The organism is Pontimicrobium aquaticum (genome assembly GCF_005047595.1).
GTDB lineage: Bacteria > Bacteroidota > Bacteroidia > Flavobacteriales > Flavobacteriaceae > Pontimicrobium > Pontimicrobium aquaticum.
On the sequence record NZ_SUPL01000007.1, the window covers coordinates 36,250 to 54,620 of the forward strand.

Here is an 18,371-nt window from a genome sequence, read left to right on the forward strand (position 1 = left end):
TCCTATCTAATTTTTATTTATAAACTGTCAACCTATTTTAGGACGACTCAATTAAAATTATTTAGTTATAAATATGCCTACGAATTTTAATTAATCTTTTTTTAAATTGGGTTCATTAATTCTTCCTGAATTTAAGCCTCTAATACTAAGTGATTTAACGTTATTGTCATCGTCAAATTGAAATAAAACTTGCATATTATTTCTTGGATTGTCGCTTTCAACTAAAAATGTATTGGTTGTATATGGCCACAATTCAACAGGTTCGTCCCAATAATTTGATGAGAGATATAGTTTGTCATTTTCAATATAGATGTTTCTGTACCTTTCTTTATCAACTACATATTTTCCTAGGTAAGGAACGGTATTGTCTATTTTAGTTTTATGGTAATCTGTTACTTCTTTATTTATATCATTTAAAGCCTGTAAACTTTCAAAATGTCTAGGGTTGTCTTTTAAAGCTGTTCTAAAACATGCTTCAGCTAAAGTTTCGTTTTCTTTTTCTAAATATAACTTACCTAATTGATGGTTGGTTACAAACCAGTTAGGGAAAACTTTGTTGGACAACAATAACGTTTCAATAGCTTCATCTAACCTTTCATTGTTTTTTAGTGAAATACTAGCTTGTAATAATTCTCTCCAGTCTAATTTTTTTAAATATTGTGTTTCATGTTTTAGGATATCGTTAATCACTTTATTGGTGTAATCAAACCCTTTATCAATTATGGTTTTACCAATAGACTTTGGATCTAAAGGTTTGCGTAGTCCTTTTTTGAAAACAAAATTGTGCTTATAAAGTTTCTTATCAAACTCTTTAAATGTATTTTTATTTTTTAAATATTGATCAAAAAAATCGCCAACGTACTTGGTCATTTCTGCATAAAAAGCATAATTAGTTTCTTTTTCTTTGAATGTTAACGTATCATCTAAAATCATTTCGTATAGTAAGTTTAATCCTGAAAAGTAACTGTGCTGATTATGATTGTATCTTATCAGTGCTTTATCTGCATACTTTACTCTATCATAGAAAATAGATGGATTTTGCTCAGGAGCACTTAAGTTTTTTCCAATTAAAAGTAGATTAGATGTAAATTCTTCAGGATTATAAAGCTTGCTATCCTTTATAGTGTTTAACCAACCTTGTGACATAACTGAGCCATCTAAGGAAATGGTAGCATCAATGGCTTTGTTTTTTGTGGCGAAAACAATATTTGCTAAGCCACCTAAACTAAACCCAAACACACCAATATTGTTGTTAGTGTATGTTTTTTTAGCAAAACCGAGCAAAAATGCCAAATCTTCGGCTTGTGTGTGGACAGTAGCAACTGTTCTATCTTGTAATGCAGTATATTGCCCTTTAGCCAAAGCAGACACCACGATGTAGCCTTTACTTGCTAAATACTCGCAAATAATGTAATTATCTGTTGCAGATGTATTCATTGGTGGTGCATAAATAATTATAGGAAAATCATTAGCCATTTCTTCGGCATTTAATACTGAATAAGTTTTTTTATTTAAAAGATTAGTTATCAAATCCTGTTTTGATGCATCAACAGTTTTTATAAAATTATTTATTGCTACTAATCTGTCTTTTAGAGTGTTTTTGGAGAAATCTATTTCGGAAGCTGAATATCCAATGTAATCTTTCAACTGCATTTTTTTTAAAGTATTATTAGCTTCAGCAGGATACCACATAGAGATTTGCATAGGTCGTCCAATAGTATTATTTGCAGGGTTTCCGTAATAATCATATTTAGAATGAAAAGAACGACTATAGTCGTATTCATGGAAGACTTTATAACCAACTGAAAATTCGCCATATTTTAAATGATTGGTTACAATACTTTGCGAATAAGATGTTAATGTACAAATAGCAATAGCTATTACTAAGTAAAGATTTTTTTTCATGCTTAAGTTTAATTTATTAATGACTGTTTGTTTTTTGATAACGCGAAAGTCTAAATAATGAATTAAGCAAAAAAAGGAGATGCAGTGAGTTGTAGTTTATTGTAAGTAATGGTTTTATGAAAGGATTTTAATTTCCACCAAACCAAGCTTTAAACCTTGAAACACGATCCCTACTCACAATGATATCATTATCTGTAGCGACGTTTAAAATAAGTTTCAATCGGCTATTTGAATAAACGATTACATCTTTTATAGCATCAAGGTTTATAATAAAGGTCCTGTTTACTCTCATAAAGTTTTGAGGATTCACTATTTGATTTAAATCTTCTAGCTTATAATCTAAAACAAACTTTTTAGCATCGGTGGTTACCAAAAACACTGTACGTCCTTCGGCATAAAATAAAGCAATTTTATTTGTTTTGATGGAATGGATATGATTTCCAAGACGCACTAAAAATCTATCCTTAAATGATTTATTTACAATTGCATTTGACACATTTTTTAAAGTGCTACTTGATAGTATCGATTTAAAATCTTTAAATTTTGTTAGTGCCTTGGAAACATCTGTAAATGTAATTGGTTTTAATATGTAATCAATACTGTTAAGCTTAAATGCATCAATAGCAAATTCGTCGAATGCTGTCGTGAAAATAATAGGTTTTTCCAGCTGAATTTGATTGAATATTTCAAAACTTAGTCCTTCGCTTAATTGTATATCCAAAAAAAGCATATCGACTGAATCCTTATGGCTTTGCAACCAGGTAACAGTATCTTGAATACTAGTAAGTTTTGCTAAAATATTAATAGTATTATCATATTTTAGAATATAGCGTTCTAACTTTTCTAATGCTGGAATTTCATCTTCAACAATTACTACATTCATAGGTTGGGTTTTGTTATTAATTTTGGAATACTAATAATGCGCTTGTCTTGAATGCTTTTAATAGTTAATTCTTGTTTGCTATAAATAGTATAACGGTTTTTAATATCACTCAAAAAATTGGGGTTAAATTTTGAGTTAATTTTATCATTCTTTACATAGCTTAGCGCTAAGCTATCATGTGTTTCATTAATTTCAATGTCTAAAGAGTCGCTACTATTTATGGTGTTTTTAATAACATCCTCTAGGATTGTTAATAGGCTTCCTGGTACAATTAAAAAGTTAGAATAAGTTTGAGTAGTTAACGTTATAACTCTATAAGGCAAATAATTAAATAATTGTACTAATTCTTTTGCTGCATTAAGTTCTTCACCTAAAGTTACAAGCTGTTTATTCTTCGTTGAAAGTATATAACGATATACTATCGCAATATGGTCAATTAAGTCGTCAACATTATCAGACTTTTTTCTAGCAAGTACAATAATAGCTTCAAAGCACTCAAAAAGCAAATTAGGATTTATTCCTTTTTCAAATTGTATAAAATCATCTTCTATAAGTTGCTTTTTTATATACTCATTATTAAGAATTTTAGTATTTTCCTTATATAGATATTGATGACTTAAATGTAACATTACGTATATAAATGTAATGCTACAAAAAATACTATTAAAAAGCCATAATTCGTTTGTGCTAGGTGAAAACCCAAGTATAACCTTATAGTAAACAACAATGGCAATCGTTACTAAAATGGCACAAAGTAGCATAGAGCCAATTACTTGTATGAGTAATTTAAAGAAAGAAGATAGTCTTGATGGCAATTTGTTAAAAACCCAAAGTAAAAGCCTAGAAAATTCATGTATGATAAAAGATAAGCCAATACAGAAATATAGCTCTTTGCCTAAAAATTGTTCCTGAAGTTGCTCTACATTATTATTAATTAAAAGAATAAGTAAATACACAACAATACCACTAAAAACAGGACTGAATAACCTAAATAACGGATTATGTATAAACAACTTATTCATTATCTACTATTATTGGAAGTTTTACTGTAAAACAATCGTCTTTAATGATTGATATTTGCTTGTTAAATAAAAGCTGAAACCTAGAATTTATATTGCTCAGTCCAATATTAAAAGACTCTACATTTTTTGGTTTTGCAGAAATATTATTTTTAACAACTAACTGGTCTTTTTCTTGAAATATTTCTATGTTTAAATTATTTAATTCGGTAGCTTGATTATGCTTAACCGCATTTTCAATAAGCATTTGTATGCTTAATGGCGGGATTTTATTTGCAAAATTATTTTCAGACACATTAATAGAATAGTTAAGTGCACTACCAAACCTTGTTTTTAATAAAGATAGATAGGCTTTAATTATTTCTAATTCTTTGTCAATATTTACCAATTTAGTATGATAACTATTGAGTGTATATTTGTATATTTTTGCAAGTTCTCTAATATAATTTTCAGCCTGTACTTCATCTTTAAAAGCTAATGATGAAATAGTATTTAAATTATTAAATAAGAAATGAGGACTTAATTGAGACTTTAAAGCTTTTAACTGAAATTCGTATTGTTTTCGTTCATATTTTACAGCTTCAATTTGAAGTTTGGAATAGGTGTAATAGGAGTAAAGTGCAAAATAAAAAATGTTATATATAAGTATTAATATAAACAGGATAATACTTAGCTTAATAAGGTTGCTTTGGTATAACTCTTTTTCTAATACTACTTGATTGGTAAGCTTGTTGTATAAAAGCACAACTAAAAACACTACAATATAAGCGCAAGTAAATAAAGCAACAATGCCAATTACAAACCTATTGGTTAATTGAGATCTCCAAGGAATTAACTTATCTAACCTTTTTGAAATAGTATAAATAAGATAGGCTAATAATATGCCACAAAAAGCACTTAATATTAATTCTAGTGAATTATTAGTTTGTTCAATTAAATGAATACTAGCATCAAAATAGTTATAAAGTAATATCCCAAATAGAATGCCTAATACTGTGATGAGCAGGTGCTTTTTCACTTTTGGATTATTGAGCTGGTTAGTTAAAATCATATAACCAAGGTAATCAATCTACACTAAAATTAAAACTTAGTATAACTAATTACCTTGGTATTTGTTTGGTTAGTCTATAGCTTTTACTGCACGACCATAATAATGGTCTGATCCTATAGATTTTGCAGCTGCTCTATAAGCCGATTTTACGCGTTCTGGTGAATTCTTAACTTTATTAGCAAAAGCCATTAAAGCTTGTGACATAGAATGATCCGACTGAATATGAGTTAAAGAATTAAGTGCCGAAACTAACTGATCATCTGACAGGTTTTGATTAGCTATTTTCATGTAAATAGTAGCTGCATAATGATCTGACCCAACACTATTCTTTACGACTTCTAGTAAATTATTTAATGAACTGGTACTGTTATCTAGTTTTTTACTCAATAGCGTATTAATTACTTCAGTAATATAATGATCTGATTGTATATCGCTTAATGTTCCTAAAAAAGCTTTATACGCATTACTTGGAAGGTCTTTATCATTAATTACCTTTTTTAGTACTTGAGCTTTATAATGGTCAGATTGAATGTCTTTAGATAAAGAAATAATATTCGAAATATTTTGAGAGTTTAACGTTCTGCTATCCATTACTTCAGTTAAAACTTGAGTAATATAATGATCGGAGTTAATATTTGTAGCAATTTCAAGCAAGCTATCCATTTGGCTATCACTTATAGATTTATCATTTATTACTTTTTTAAGAACATTGGTCATATAATGATCAGACTCTAAGCCTTTAGCAGCATTAATGTAGGCTGTTATAGTTTGATTACTTGATAAAAAAGCTTTTTGATTACTAGTAAGAATACTTGCCAAATAATGATCGGACTCTATTTCATTACCTGCTGTATTAATAACTTCAACTAAGTCGCTGTTATTTAAACTTTTATTTAATAATAACTTAAAATAAGCTGCCTTTACGTAGTCGCTTTCTATTCTTTTAATTTCAGCTAGTACAGCATTAGCACCACCATTATTATAAAAACGATTAACACGACTTTCTGCACCAATTGTAGTTGTTCTAACTATTTCTTGGAGAACTTCTGCTAACCATTTTTGGCCCTCTGGAGTAAAGTTTTTTTCTGTGCGTCCCTCAAAATATTTTTTAATAAGGTTACCATTTCTATCAGATTCAATAACTATACGTCTTCTATTTCCAAATGAAGAGCGTTCAATTTCTATAAAGCCACCACTAGAAATGGCAACAATATCTGTGTCATCATTAGATAAAGTAATATCTCCTTCATATTCTATTTTAAAGTCCTTACCATTATTGGAGATACTAATTCTACTCTTACCATTGTTGTTAGAAATATTTGTGTTGGTTTGAGCGTATGAATTGATTGGCATTGCTAAAAGCAATGCGAAAAATAGCAAACTAAAAAAGTGCTTTTGATTAATGAGTGATTTTGTCATAATTGTTCGTTTTTTGATTTATGAGGCAAATGTATATGACAATAGTACTTCTAAAAAATAGAATGTAGTGAATTACAATTTTTATGTAGTGAGTTGTATTTTGTATTATAAATTCTTATCCAAAAGTCTTAATAAGCTTCAACATAATTATAAATTCGCTCAGATATTCTAGCCAATTTATCTGTACCTTCATCAAAATCTTTAAGGTTTTTTGATAATAACACCAACACATACGTCTTGCCATTTGGTGGATATACAATAGCGGCATCATGATGCACACCTGTTATGGAGCCAGTTTTATGAGCTACTTCAACATTGTCTGGTATGTACTTTGGAATCATGTCATTCCATTGTTGGTCTTTAAGTATTGATAACATTGCTTCGCAATCTGCCTTTGTGCCAGCTGTACCATTGGCAATAGCTTTCATAATAACCATTAAATCTCTTGCTGTGGTTGAGTTGCTTAGACCTTGTTCGTAGGCTTTTATATCTTCAACGCCACGTAAAACGTCTATTTTTTCAGCTCCCAAATCGCGCATGGTTTGCGTTGTTTTTTTAGCATCAACAATCTCTATTAATACGTTTGTTGCTAAATTGCTACTTACGGTAATCATGGGCACCATGAGGTCGTATAAGGTTTGTTTTGTGCCAATTTTACTATAAATGACATCATCACTATCATCTCCAATATCCATTTTATAAGGACTTCCATCCACAATACTTTTAAATTTATTGATTAATACAATAGAATCTTTTAAGTTGATTAGACCTTGGTTTTGTTGTTTGTATAATTCTATCATTACAGGGACTTTCATAGTGCTAGCTGCATGAAATTCTTCATCAACATTAATAAGAATTGAGTTTTCTTCGTTAGATAAATCTAGAAAGGCTACGGCAACATTTCCTTCAATAGTATTAATTTGCTGCGTTATATCTGTTTTAAGAATATCTAATGGATTGTCTTCTTGACAAGCAAATAGCATAATTCCTAATACTACTAAGTTTAATTTTTTAAGTATTGACATTTAGTTGATTTTTAAAGTAAAATTCTAAGATAATAAAATACACTATACTGTATAAAAAAAGGGAAGCAAATACGCTTCCCTTAAATATTTTTAGTTAATAATCTTTAGTTTTTAAACTTATCTGCTTCACTTTGCTTTATGTCGCTAGTCCAAGAATCTCTAATTACTAGATGTTCAATAAAAAATTCCATCATGCGTTCTATATTCATGCGTGTATGTCCTTGGTCAGGTCCTACTTGTACTTCAAAACTTTTTCCTGCTTTTTGCAACGCTTGAATTAACTGTAATGAATTTGCTGGATGGACATTATTATCATTTGTTCCATAGAAAATCATTAATTCACCTTCTAAGTTTTCAGCATAATTCATAAGGCTAGAGGCTTCATAGCCTTCTAAATTGTTTTCTAATAAATTCATATAACGCTCTGTGTAAACATTATCGTAGTTTCTCCAATCGGTAACTGCTGAATTTGCTACAGCAGCATGATACACCTCTGGAAAACGCAATAGGCTAGTGGCTGCTGTTGTACCACCATAAGAGGTCCCAACTACACCTACTTTATCTTTGTTAAAGTAAGGTCTATTGTGTAACGATTTGATACCTTCAGCAAAATCGTCCATTTCAACTATTCCTAAATTTCCATATAATTTGTCTAACATTTTTTTACCTCTACCACCAACATTTCTACCATCTAGGTTTACGACTAAAAATCCGTATTCAGTCATGGCATTTGGTAATGTGAAATTTTCTCTAAAACCATTTGTAGAAGGACCTCCATAAATTGCTAAAATTGAAGGGTATTTTTTATTAGGATCGAAATTAGATGGAAAATGCAACATACCATGCAACTCGGTTTCACCATCAGCAGAAGTAAAAGTAAACGCTTCGACTTTCTTCAATCCAAGTTCGTTAAACTTGGTCATGTCGCTTTTTGCAAGCTTATCAATTACTTTTCCTTTTGAGTTAACTAAATTGGTAAAAGGAGGAGTGTTATGTGTTTGGGCTACATCAACAAAATATTTACCGTTTGGAGACATAGTAACACTATGGTTGTACGAAGGGTCTGTTAACCTTGTGTTTTGACTTCCATCTAGTTTTACTCGATGTAGTTGTATTTTCATATGGTTATCACCACTTCTTGCATAATAATATAGATAGCCTTTGTCTTCATCTATATCAATAATTCTTGACACCTCAAAGTCATGCGATGTAATTGGATTTATTAGAGTACCATCAATGTTATATAAATAATAATTGTTAAAACCACTTCGTTCTGAAGCCCAAATAAAACGCTTACCATCTTCAAGGAAACGCATTTCTGGTGAATTTCTGGTAAAGCTTGCAGGCCATTCTTCGCGAACAACTACTCTTGATTTACCTGTAACTGGGTTGGCAGCCTTATATTCCATAATATCTTGCTTTCTGTTGGTACTATGGTAAAGTAATTCGGTGCCATCTGGAGACCAGTCAATATTATAAATATAGGTACCAATTGGGCCATCTTCATAAGGTTTTCCATCTCTAAGATCGAAGGTTGTAGTTTTTTTTGTATCTAAATCATAAACCATAAGGTCAACAGGTAGATTTTTAGCACCTACTTTTGGATACGCTTCAATTTCAACTGAATCTTGGATTTTGGTTTGATTGTATATTACATAATATTTTTTTGCTTCCTTTTCATCAAATCTATAGAACGCTACTTTTTTGCTATCTGGTGACCACCACATTGCTGTATTTTGCCCTAATTCTTCACCATATACCCAAGTAGCAATACCAAATTTTATTTGATTGTCGTCGTTACCTTCGGTTGTAATTGGCATAACATTACTGCCATCAGGATTACTGATGTACATGTTTCTGTCTTTAGTAAAGGCTTTAAATTGTTTGTTTGGAGATTCTGCCGAAGCATATTGTCTTCCTCTAGCTGGTCTATTACCAAAGCGTCTTCGAGGGCTTGGCTTTGCATCACCAATTTCTGTTGCTTTTTTCTTTTTTACATCATATTTGTATTGTTTTCCATCTTGGTTATAGGTGAAAGAATTGCCATCTTCACTCCAGGTAACAAATAAACTTCCATATTCAACAGAGCTACGAATATGAGGTGCTACTTTTTGGTATTGTTCATATCCTGGCATTTTTTTTAGTTTGCTTTGAGCAAAACTGGAATTAACAGGAAGAATAAGCGCGATTGCGAAAGTCATTTTTATAATGACTCTTAAATGATTTTTATGCATTTGGTTGGTTTTATTAAATTTTAGTAAAGTTAAATTAATTAATAACATTGATAAATTCATTTGTAGTTGAATTTGGTTAATGATATGTTAAAATTAATTGTTATTTTTTAAATAATTGTGCTCTATATTTTGGGCGCATTAAATTTTCGAAGCTTAATATTTCGTCCAATTCCTCTTCCGATAATAATTTTTTCTCTAATACTAGTTCTTTAATTGACTTGCCTGTAGTTACAGCTTCTTTACCTAAAACATCACCCATATGATGACCAATATAAGGATTTAAAAAAGTGATTAATCCTATAGAATTTAATACCATATTTTTGGTGTGTTCAGCATTAGCTGTAATACCAATAATGCATTTTTCTGTGAGTGTATTACATGCATTTGACAATAAATCGATGGATTCAAATAGCGATTGCGCTATTACTGGTTCCATAACATTTAGTTGCAGTTGCCCAGCTTCAGCAGCAAAAGCAATTGTGACATCATTACCAATTACTTTAAAACAAACTTGGTTTACAACTTCTGGAATTACTGGGTTGACTTTTGCAGGCATAATTGAAGATCCTGCTTGCATTTCAGGAAGATTAATTTCATTCAGTCCGCATCTTGGACCAGAAGATAACAATCTTAAATCGTTACATATTTTTGATAATTTCACAGCTGTACGTTTTAATGCACCAGAAATCATGACATAAGCACCACAATCTGAGGTAGCTTCTATTAAGTTTTTGGCTTTAACAAAATTAGCATTGGTAAGTTTTTTTAAATGAGCAATAGATTTTTCTGAATACCCTTTTGGAGCATTTAATCCTGTACCAATAGCTGTTGCTCCTAAATTAACCTCTAGTACTAAATCACGACATAATTTTAGGTTCTTAATTTCTTCTGTGAGATTTGTTCCCCAAGCCATAAATTCATCACCTAAAGACATTGGCACAGCATCTTGTAATTGTGTGCGCCCCATTTTAAGCACTTTAGAAAACTCAATAGACTTTTTATCTATCTGAATAATAAGCTGTTCTATATGCTTAAGTAAACTATTAATATAAAAATATATAGCAACTCTAAAGGCAGTTGGATAGGCATCATTTGTAGATTGTGATTTATTAACATGGTCATTGGGATTTAAAATAGCATAATCTCCTTTTTTATAGCCATGAAGTTCTAATGCAATATTGGCAATGACCTCATTAATATTCATATTAACTGATGTTCCAGCACCTCCTTGAAACACATCTGTAGGAAAACAAACGGAATATTTATTTAAGTTTTTTAGTATTTCATCACAAGCTTCAATAATCATATCAGCCTTATCTTCAGCAATAGCACCAATATCTTTGTTTGCTAAAGCACACGCTTTTTTTGTGATGGCTAACCCTTTAATAAACAGAGGGTAATCTCCAATTTTTGAGTTAGAAATATTAAAATTATTAATCGCTCTTTGGGTATGAATTCCATAGTAACTATTACTATCTATTTCTAGTTCTCCCAATAGGTCTATTTCTTTTCTAAATTTCATTTGTAAATGCTGATAAATATTTGTTGAATTTTAACATTAAATATAGCTCATTTTTTACTTAACTTTGGCTTCTAACCAACCAATTTTTTCTTTTATGGGAACTCGATTATATTCTATTAAATTACTATTATCATTTTTTATTACAAGTACACTAATTGCGCAAGATTTTAAAGCATTAAAATACAGAACAGTAGGTCCTGAAAGAGGTGGCCGAGTTACCACTGTTACAGGAACGCCAATGCTGCCAGGAACATTTTATTTGGGAGCTTCCGGTGGAGGTGTATGGAAATCGGACGATTACGGAACTACATGGAATAATGTGTCGGATGGCTTTTTTGCAACACCTTCTATTGGTGCTATTGAAGTAGCCGTTAATGACCCAAACATTGTTTATGTAGGTACTGGATCAGATGGATTACGTAGTAATGTTATTAGTGGAAAAGGCATGTATAAATCGATAGATGCTGGTAAAACATGGGAACATATTGGACTTAGGAAAACAGGACAAATAGGTGCTGTTGAAATAGATCCAACAAATAATAATGTGGTTTGGGTGGCTGCCATTGGTAATGCTTTTAAAGCCAATGAAGAAAGAGGTATTTATAAAACCATTGATGGTGGGCTAAATTGGGAGAAAGTATTATATATTTCTGACACCGTTGGTTTTGCTGATCTAGAATTACTTCCTGGAAATCCAAACATAGTGTATGCAGCTGCTTGGAAAGCTGAGCGAAAACCTTGGACGATTATCTCTGGTGGAGAGAAAGACGAAGGAGGAATTTACAAGTCAATTAATGGAGGAAAAGATTGGATTAAATTAGAAAAAGGTTTGCCAAAAAAGCTAATTGGTAAAATAGACTTAGCAGTATCTCCTGTAGATTCACGAATATTATATGCTGTAATTGAAGCTCCTGGAAAGGAGGGAGGTTTGTATAAATCGGTTGATCAAGGAAAATCTTTTAAGCAAGTATCGAGTAATATAGGTTTGGTTAACAGACCTTTTTATTATACGAATATTGAGTTAGATCCTACCAATCCTGATATTATTTACTCTAATGCTAATCCATTACTAAAATCAATAGATGGTGGAAAAACTTGGAAGCGTATGAGTGTACCTCATGGCGATAATCATGATATTTGGTTAAATCCAAACAATCCAGATTTATTAATTCAATGTAATGATGGAGGCGCCAATGTATCTCATAATGGAGGAAAAACATGGTCCACACAATTTAATCAGCCAACAGCTGAAATATATACAGTAGAAGTTGATGACCAATATCCTTATTGGATGTATGGTGGGCAACAAGATAATTCTTCAACTATAGCTGTACCTAGCTTTCCGCCAAGTGCTATCCAAAAAGCAGGCATAGGTTGGGTTATCAACACTGGAGGCTGTGAAACTGGACCAGCAGTACCAAAACCAGGAAATCATAATACTGTGTATGCCAATTGTAAAGGGCGTTTTGGAGTATTTAATAAACTTACAGGTGTTGAAAGAGGTTACTATGTAGGTGCTTCAAATATTTATGGACATAATCCAAAAGATTTAAAATATAGATTTCAACGTGTAGCGCCAATACATGTGTCTCCACATAATCCAAACATTGTGTATCATGGATCACAATACTTGCACAAAACTGTAACTGATGGATTAATTTGGGAAACCATTTCACCAGACTTAACAGCTTTTGAAGATGATAAGCAAGTCATTTCAGGAAGTCCAATTACAAGAGACATAACAGGCGAAGAGTATTACAGTACCTTATATTCTATAAGAGAATCAAAACTTCTTGAAGGACTTATCTGGACAGGATCCAATGATGGTGTGGTATCAGTCACAAGAGATGGTGGAAAAACTTGGAAAAACGTAACACCAAAAAAACTACCAAAAGGTGGTAGAGTAGAATCGGTTGAACCTTCTCAATTTAACCCAGCTAAAGCTTATATAGCTGTTGACAGACATTTACTTGGTGATGATAAACCATATATTTATAAAACTGAAAACTATGGCGATAGTTGGCAACTATTAAGTACCGACAAAAATGGTATTCCTGCTGATTTTACTGCACGTGTTATGCGTGAGGATCCTGTTCGTGAGGGTTTACTTTTTGCAGGAACAGAATTTGGTATGTTTGTATCGTTTAACGATGGAAAGTCTTGGCAGAAATTTCAACAAAACTTACCAGTAACACCAATTACTGACTTAAAAATATTTAGAGGTGATCTTGTATTAAGCACCATGGGAAGAGGCTTTTGGATTCTAGATAACATTACATCGCTAAGACAAAATCAAATTAACAAATTAAAAGACACACCTCATTTGTTTAAACCAGATAACACTATTCGTTATAGATATCCTAATGCACGTAGTTCATTTCCAATGTATCCACGTACAAGTGTTATTATGGACTATTACATTCCAAAAGATTTTAATGGAAGTGTACAATTAGAAATTCTGGATGCAAATAAAAATGTTGTTAGTACTATTTTAAGCGACAGTACTAAATTAAAATCGACTGTAAAAGAGGTAGAAGATATGAACCTTAGTCAAGTATTTAGATATGTTGATAAAAAACTAATTGGGAAACCTGGTTTTCATCGTTTTGAGTGGGATTTAAGACAAAAAGGTGCATGGAATAAAAGTGAAAGTCGTCGCTATAAAGGAGGTCCAATGGTGGCTCCAGGGTCTTACACAGCTAAGTTAACGGTTGGAGAACAATCCATCGAACAAAGTTTTGAGATACTAATGGATCCAAGAGTAAAAGCTGAAGGTATTACAGTTGCCAACATTGAAGAGCAAATTGCTATGCAAAATAAGGTGATTGATTTACTTTCTAATGCTAGGAAGCTAGAAACTAGTTTAGAAAAAGAAGCTAAATCTTTAAAAAAGAAAAAGGCTAAAGCTAAAGCAGAACGTTTAGAGCAAATAGAAAAAACTTTAAAACAACTTCAAAATGCTAAAGGTGCTTATCCTCAACAAATGATGCTATCACAGATGTCTTATTTATTAAATATGATTAGTCGAGCAGATCAATTACCAGGAGAAGAAGCAAAAAATAGATACGAAGAATTAGTTATGCAATTCAATAAGCTAAAACAAGAAGCTACCAAATAGATGCAAAAATCACATGATACGGTTTTAATAATATTAGCGTTTTTTGCTATTTACGTTATTTGGGGTTCAACCTATTTACTTAATAAAATTGCTGTATCAGAAATTTCACCACTCTATTTAGCATCTATTAGGTTTACAGTAGCAGGACTACTTATTTTTTTAATTGCAAAACTATTAGGTCATAGCTTAGCTATTAATAAGCGACAGTTAATAAATTCAATTATAGCTGGTTTCTTATTTCTTACTTATGGAAATGGTGTGTTTGTTTGGGCACTAAAATATGTTGACAGCGGCTTTGCTGCTTTAGAGGCATCAACGCAACCACTTATTATACTTGTGCTAATGCGCTTAATAGATGGCAAGAAAATCAAATTAATGTCTGTAATAGGTGTTGTATTAGGTGTTATAGGTATTTACCTTTTAGTAAGTCAAAAAGAAGTTGCATCTAGTGAAAATAGTTGGCTTAGTATTCTCACAATTTTTACATGCGTGGTTAGTTGGAGTTATGGAAGTATTTTTGTTTCTAAAGCACAATTACCAGCTAAATATTTAATCTCTACAGCTTATCAAATGGTATCAGGTGGTGTAATGCTAATGATTTTTAGTGCATTATTAGGTGAGACATGGTTATCGCCAATCAAATGGCATAGTTCTACACAATTATCTATGTTTCTTTTAATAATATTTGGAGGCATTGTAGCATTTACTGCATTTAATTATTTGCTTAAAAAAGTATCGGCAGAAAAAGTGGCTACCTCTGCTTATGTAAATCCAATAATAGCATTGCTTTTAGGCTGGTATATATTAGATGAACAAATAACAGCTCAATCCATAATTGCGGCTATCGTATTGTTAACAGGCGTTTATTTTATTAATACGAAGCGAATTATTAGGCCTAGAATAACGTGGAGATAGATGTAGGTACGAAGATTTTACATTTCAAGAACTAGTTTTTGACCAACTTTTAAAAGAGTAGTGCTTTTAATATTATTGGCAATACAAATAGACCTAATAGATACATTATTTCGTCTAGAAATATGCGACAAGGTGTCACCTCTTTTTACTATGTAAATTTGCTTTTCTTTTTTTAAGCTAGCAATAGCTTCTTCTTCAGTTTGAAACAATTCTAATTTAGATTTTCTTTTAGAACTATGAAAATATGGAGCTGTCCAGCGTTGTGTAACCCACAACTCTTTGGACCTAATTCTATTAGTACCATTAAATTCAAATAGATATTCTGGGTTTATGGCTATACCTTTATAATTGACTACTAAATGTAGATGACTACCACGAGCGTTTCCTGTGGCGCCACCTTTTCCTAAAACTTGACCTCGTTTTACAGAATCATTGGCTTTTACAGAAAAAGATGATAAATGAGCATACACCGTTTCCAAACCATTATAATGGCGTACAATAACTGCCTTACCATGTCCGGAATGATACCTTGCAAAACGAACAACACCATCTAAGACAGATACAACATCATCTCTAGTAATTAAATCTATATCAATGCCTTTATGTGCCCTACGATTACGCCATCCAAAACGCGAGGTTACAACCATACTATCTAAAATAGGTGTGCGATATAAACTATCTTTAAATGTAAGTTGAATAGGGAACTTGACAAGTTCATCCTTATAAGGATTAAATTTTTTGGTATCCCAATGCTCACTTTTTACACCTATTGCATTATTACTAGGCAATTTATCTTTTAAAGATATTATAGAATCATTTTCTAGCACAAAAGATGGAAGAGGTTTCGTTTCAGGAAACTTTATACTGGATTGCGAAAACCCTTTAATAGATAAGCTAAAAACTAAAAGAGAACAGATTATTAATTTCATTTAATAGCAAAAATAATCAGTAAGAAGGACGATGTTAGATTTTGGATTGTTAAGGTGTGCGAATTTAGTAAAAATTTGATAATTACATTTTAAAAACCCTTGTAACGCATAAATTAAATAATTATTGAGGCTAAAATAATGTATCTTCATTGCCACCAACACTAAAATACCAACCATGTTTCTTTTATTAAATTTATTGTTAGCTCCAAGTTTATTAGTAACTGTATCACTTCAAAATCCAGAAATAGGTCTAGGCAATCGCTTTGTAATTATCATTATTGCCATATTAATAGCACTTTTTTCACGGTTTATTTTAATGAAAGTAATGAATCGTGGCATGATGTCTAAATCCAAAAAATTAAAGGATTCAGAATTGGGTTTGCAAATAGCTGAAATTCAAAATAGTAGTTCTATTAAGTTTACTGTTCTAGATTCAGATTCAGATTTTAGTGATACATCATCCAATCGTCAAGAAATGGTTAATAACGCCAAGAAAGTCATGATTCAACAATTTAAGTTAGATATTTTAATTGTTTTAGTGTATGCTATTGCAGCGTTAGTTATTTATGCTGACTACCCATTAGATGCTTTGCAATATTTTTTATACTTGACTTTATTCTTGATTTGGACTATAATGCGTTTTATTGGTTTTAGACACCAATTTAAAGCATATCAAGAAGGATTGTTTAAATTTATTTCACCTATATGGAAAATGGTATTTGTTATTTTTCAAACAAGATGGTATATGCTGCTGGCACTCATAGTATTATTGAGTACATTGCTAAAATCCCTATCAGGGTTTCTTTTTGGAGATTATGGTGAAGGTGTAGTTTTTCTTATCCCGATAATTTTTCACTTAGTTACAATTAACAGAATAAGAAGTAAGGCGAAAAACAGACCTAATTTAAAGCTTTTAATTCTTCGTGTATTCTTAATAAGCAAAACCTCAATGTTTACTTTTTCACGTCTAGCTAAATTCTGGAAGCATTTTGGTTCGTATTTTACAGTGGCCGACCCATCGTTTTATAAAGTATATTGGAAACGTAATTTCAAGCATAAGTTTCCGGTCATTATTGTCTTTACCTTTTTGATTTATACGCAACTTGAAAATTCATCTATCGATTCTGGTGCAGGCTCTCCATTTGGCCCATTTATATTTTTAATGGTAATTGCTGCTATAGTATTTATAATATATAGTAGGCGTCGAATGAAATTAAACTTTGTAAGCGATAAAGAGGAATTAAATAAAGACATTGAAAAGTTAATAAAGCATCCAGTTAAATTAGATAACACGTTTAAAGAAAAACCAATGTCTTGTCATGATAACACATGGAAATTAACCGTGAATAAACTTGTTACTACTGCAAATGTTGTCCTTATGGATCTTCGTGGATTTTCTGAGAAAAATAAAGGTTGCGAGTTTGAAGTAAACCTTCTTTTAAACACAGTATCATTAGATAAAATTTTATTTATAGGTTATACATCAGCATTGCCATTGATTAAAGATGTAATACAACGTAAGTTTAAAACTTTAGAGCAAGAATCACCAAATATCAATATTACTAACCCTAATGCTGTTATTTATGAAGTAAAAAAGGAAAGTAATAAAGAAACTCAGCAAATATTAGATTTATTAATTAGTAAAGCCATAGTCAATTAGTGTTTATAAGCTAAATATTAGTTAAACTTATTAATTGAAACTAATAAAATTGTAGTTTTGTTTAATATTTTAAATATTAAATTAAACACACTATGATTTTCTTGCTTATGATATTTCTAACTAACATCACACAGATACAGCCATTGAATACAATCTATAACTTTAAAGAAAGTAAAAGTGTTCAAGATTGGTATATTGTTGATGATAGGGTAATGGGAGGATTATCTAAAGGGAATATTAAAATTAGTGATTCAGGTACAGCTATTTATTATGGAGATGTAACAACGGCTAATAACGGTGGGTTTTCTTCTTTAAGACATCAATTTAAATCAAAGAATGTATCTAATTATAAAGCTGTGGTCATTAGGTTAAAAGGAGATGAGAAAACATACCAATTTAGAATTAAAAGCAATATTAATCAGCGTTATTCGTATGTTTCAAGCTTTAAAACTAATAGAGAATGGGAAACCATAATTATTCCTTTTGAAAATTTTGTACCTCAATTTAGAGGTTATAGAGTAAATGTTCCTAAATATGATGGAAAGCAAATGCAAGAAATTGCATTTCTTCTTGGAAATAAGCTTAACGAATCATTCCAATTAGAGATAGAAAGCATCAATTTAGTTAAGTAATTACATCTTTTTTACCAAATTCATTCATTGGTTATTGTTTTATTTTTAACTTTAAGAAT

The 18,371-nt window shown here is 31.1% G+C and carries 13 protein-coding genes; 4 read left to right on the forward strand and 9 right to left on the reverse strand.

Translation table 11 applies throughout. The features are described 5' to 3' along the window. Positions 1 to 90: 90 nt before the first annotated feature. From E5167_RS12720 to aspA, 8 genes are all read right to left on the reverse strand, one after another. The gene (locus tag E5167_RS12720; RefSeq protein WP_136844538.1) at positions 91 to 1,905 is read right to left on the reverse strand and encodes a dienelactone hydrolase family protein; all 1,815 of its coding nucleotides are present in this window, start codon (positions 1,903 to 1,905) and stop codon (positions 91 to 93) included. A 127-nt stretch (positions 1,906 to 2,032) separates the two neighbouring features. Next, the gene (locus E5167_RS12725) at positions 2,033 to 2,788 is read right to left on the reverse strand and encodes a LytR/AlgR family response regulator transcription factor (RefSeq protein WP_136844539.1); all 756 of its coding nucleotides are present in this window, start codon (positions 2,786 to 2,788) and stop codon (positions 2,033 to 2,035) included. Further along, complete coding sequence (locus E5167_RS12730) at positions 2,785 to 3,810, reverse strand: histidine kinase (protein ID WP_136844540.1); 1,026 nt, start codon at positions 3,808 to 3,810, stop codon at positions 2,785 to 2,787. Before E5167_RS12730 ends, E5167_RS12725 begins: the two co-directional genes overlap by 4 nt. Beyond that, entirely contained in the window at positions 3,803 to 4,825 is a 1,023-nt protein-coding gene (locus E5167_RS12735) for a sensor histidine kinase (RefSeq protein WP_211242154.1), read from the reverse strand. The genes E5167_RS12730 and E5167_RS12735 overlap by 8 nt, the downstream gene beginning before the upstream one ends. Positions 4,826 to 4,927: 102 nt before the next feature. Further along, positions 4,928 to 6,277 (reverse strand): hypothetical protein, encoded by a 1,350-nt coding sequence (locus E5167_RS12740; RefSeq protein WP_136844542.1) that lies wholly within the window; start codon positions 6,275 to 6,277, stop codon positions 4,928 to 4,930. 128 nt (positions 6,278 to 6,405) lie between these two features. Next, the gene (locus E5167_RS12745) at positions 6,406 to 7,302 is read right to left on the reverse strand and encodes a serine hydrolase (protein WP_136844543.1); all 897 of its coding nucleotides are present in this window, start codon (positions 7,300 to 7,302) and stop codon (positions 6,406 to 6,408) included. Between the two features lie 104 nt (positions 7,303 to 7,406). Beyond that, entirely contained in the window at positions 7,407 to 9,536 is a 2,130-nt protein-coding gene (locus E5167_RS12750; RefSeq protein WP_239022000.1) for a S9 family peptidase, read from the reverse strand. 100 nt (positions 9,537 to 9,636) lie between these two features. Then, complete coding sequence (aspA, locus tag E5167_RS12755) at positions 9,637 to 11,058, reverse strand: aspartate ammonia-lyase (protein ID WP_136844544.1); 1,422 nt, start codon at positions 11,056 to 11,058, stop codon at positions 9,637 to 9,639. Between the two features lie 94 nt (positions 11,059 to 11,152). On the opposite strand from aspA, the gene E5167_RS12760 reads away from it, so the two are divergent. Together E5167_RS12760 and E5167_RS12765 are read left to right on the forward strand one after the other, a co-directional pair. Beyond that, the gene (locus E5167_RS12760; RefSeq protein WP_136844545.1) at positions 11,153 to 14,176 is read left to right on the forward strand and encodes a hypothetical protein; all 3,024 of its coding nucleotides are present in this window, start codon (positions 11,153 to 11,155) and stop codon (positions 14,174 to 14,176) included. Further along, positions 14,177 to 15,091 (forward strand): EamA family transporter, encoded by a 915-nt coding sequence (locus E5167_RS12765; protein WP_136844546.1) that lies wholly within the window; start codon positions 14,177 to 14,179, stop codon positions 15,089 to 15,091. A 17-nt stretch (positions 15,092 to 15,108) separates the two neighbouring features. Here the strand turns inward: E5167_RS12765 and E5167_RS12770 are convergent, their stop codons facing one another. After that, positions 15,109 to 16,020 carry a peptidoglycan DD-metalloendopeptidase family protein gene (locus tag E5167_RS12770; protein WP_136844547.1) on the reverse strand — a complete coding sequence of 304 codons (912 nt, stop codon included), beginning with the start codon at positions 16,018 to 16,020 and terminating at the stop codon, positions 15,109 to 15,111. Positions 16,021 to 16,195: 175 nt separating this feature from the next. On the opposite strand from E5167_RS12770, the gene E5167_RS12775 reads away from it, so the two are divergent. Next, positions 16,196 to 17,680, forward strand: a complete 1,485-nt coding sequence (locus tag E5167_RS12775; protein ID WP_136844548.1) for a hypothetical protein — start codon at positions 16,196 to 16,198, stop codon at positions 17,678 to 17,680. A 143-nt stretch (positions 17,681 to 17,823) separates the two neighbouring features. Next, positions 17,824 to 18,312, forward strand: a complete 489-nt coding sequence (locus E5167_RS12780) for a CIA30 family protein (protein WP_239022001.1) — start codon at positions 17,824 to 17,826, stop codon at positions 18,310 to 18,312. Positions 18,313 to 18,371: the final 59 nt, after the last annotated feature.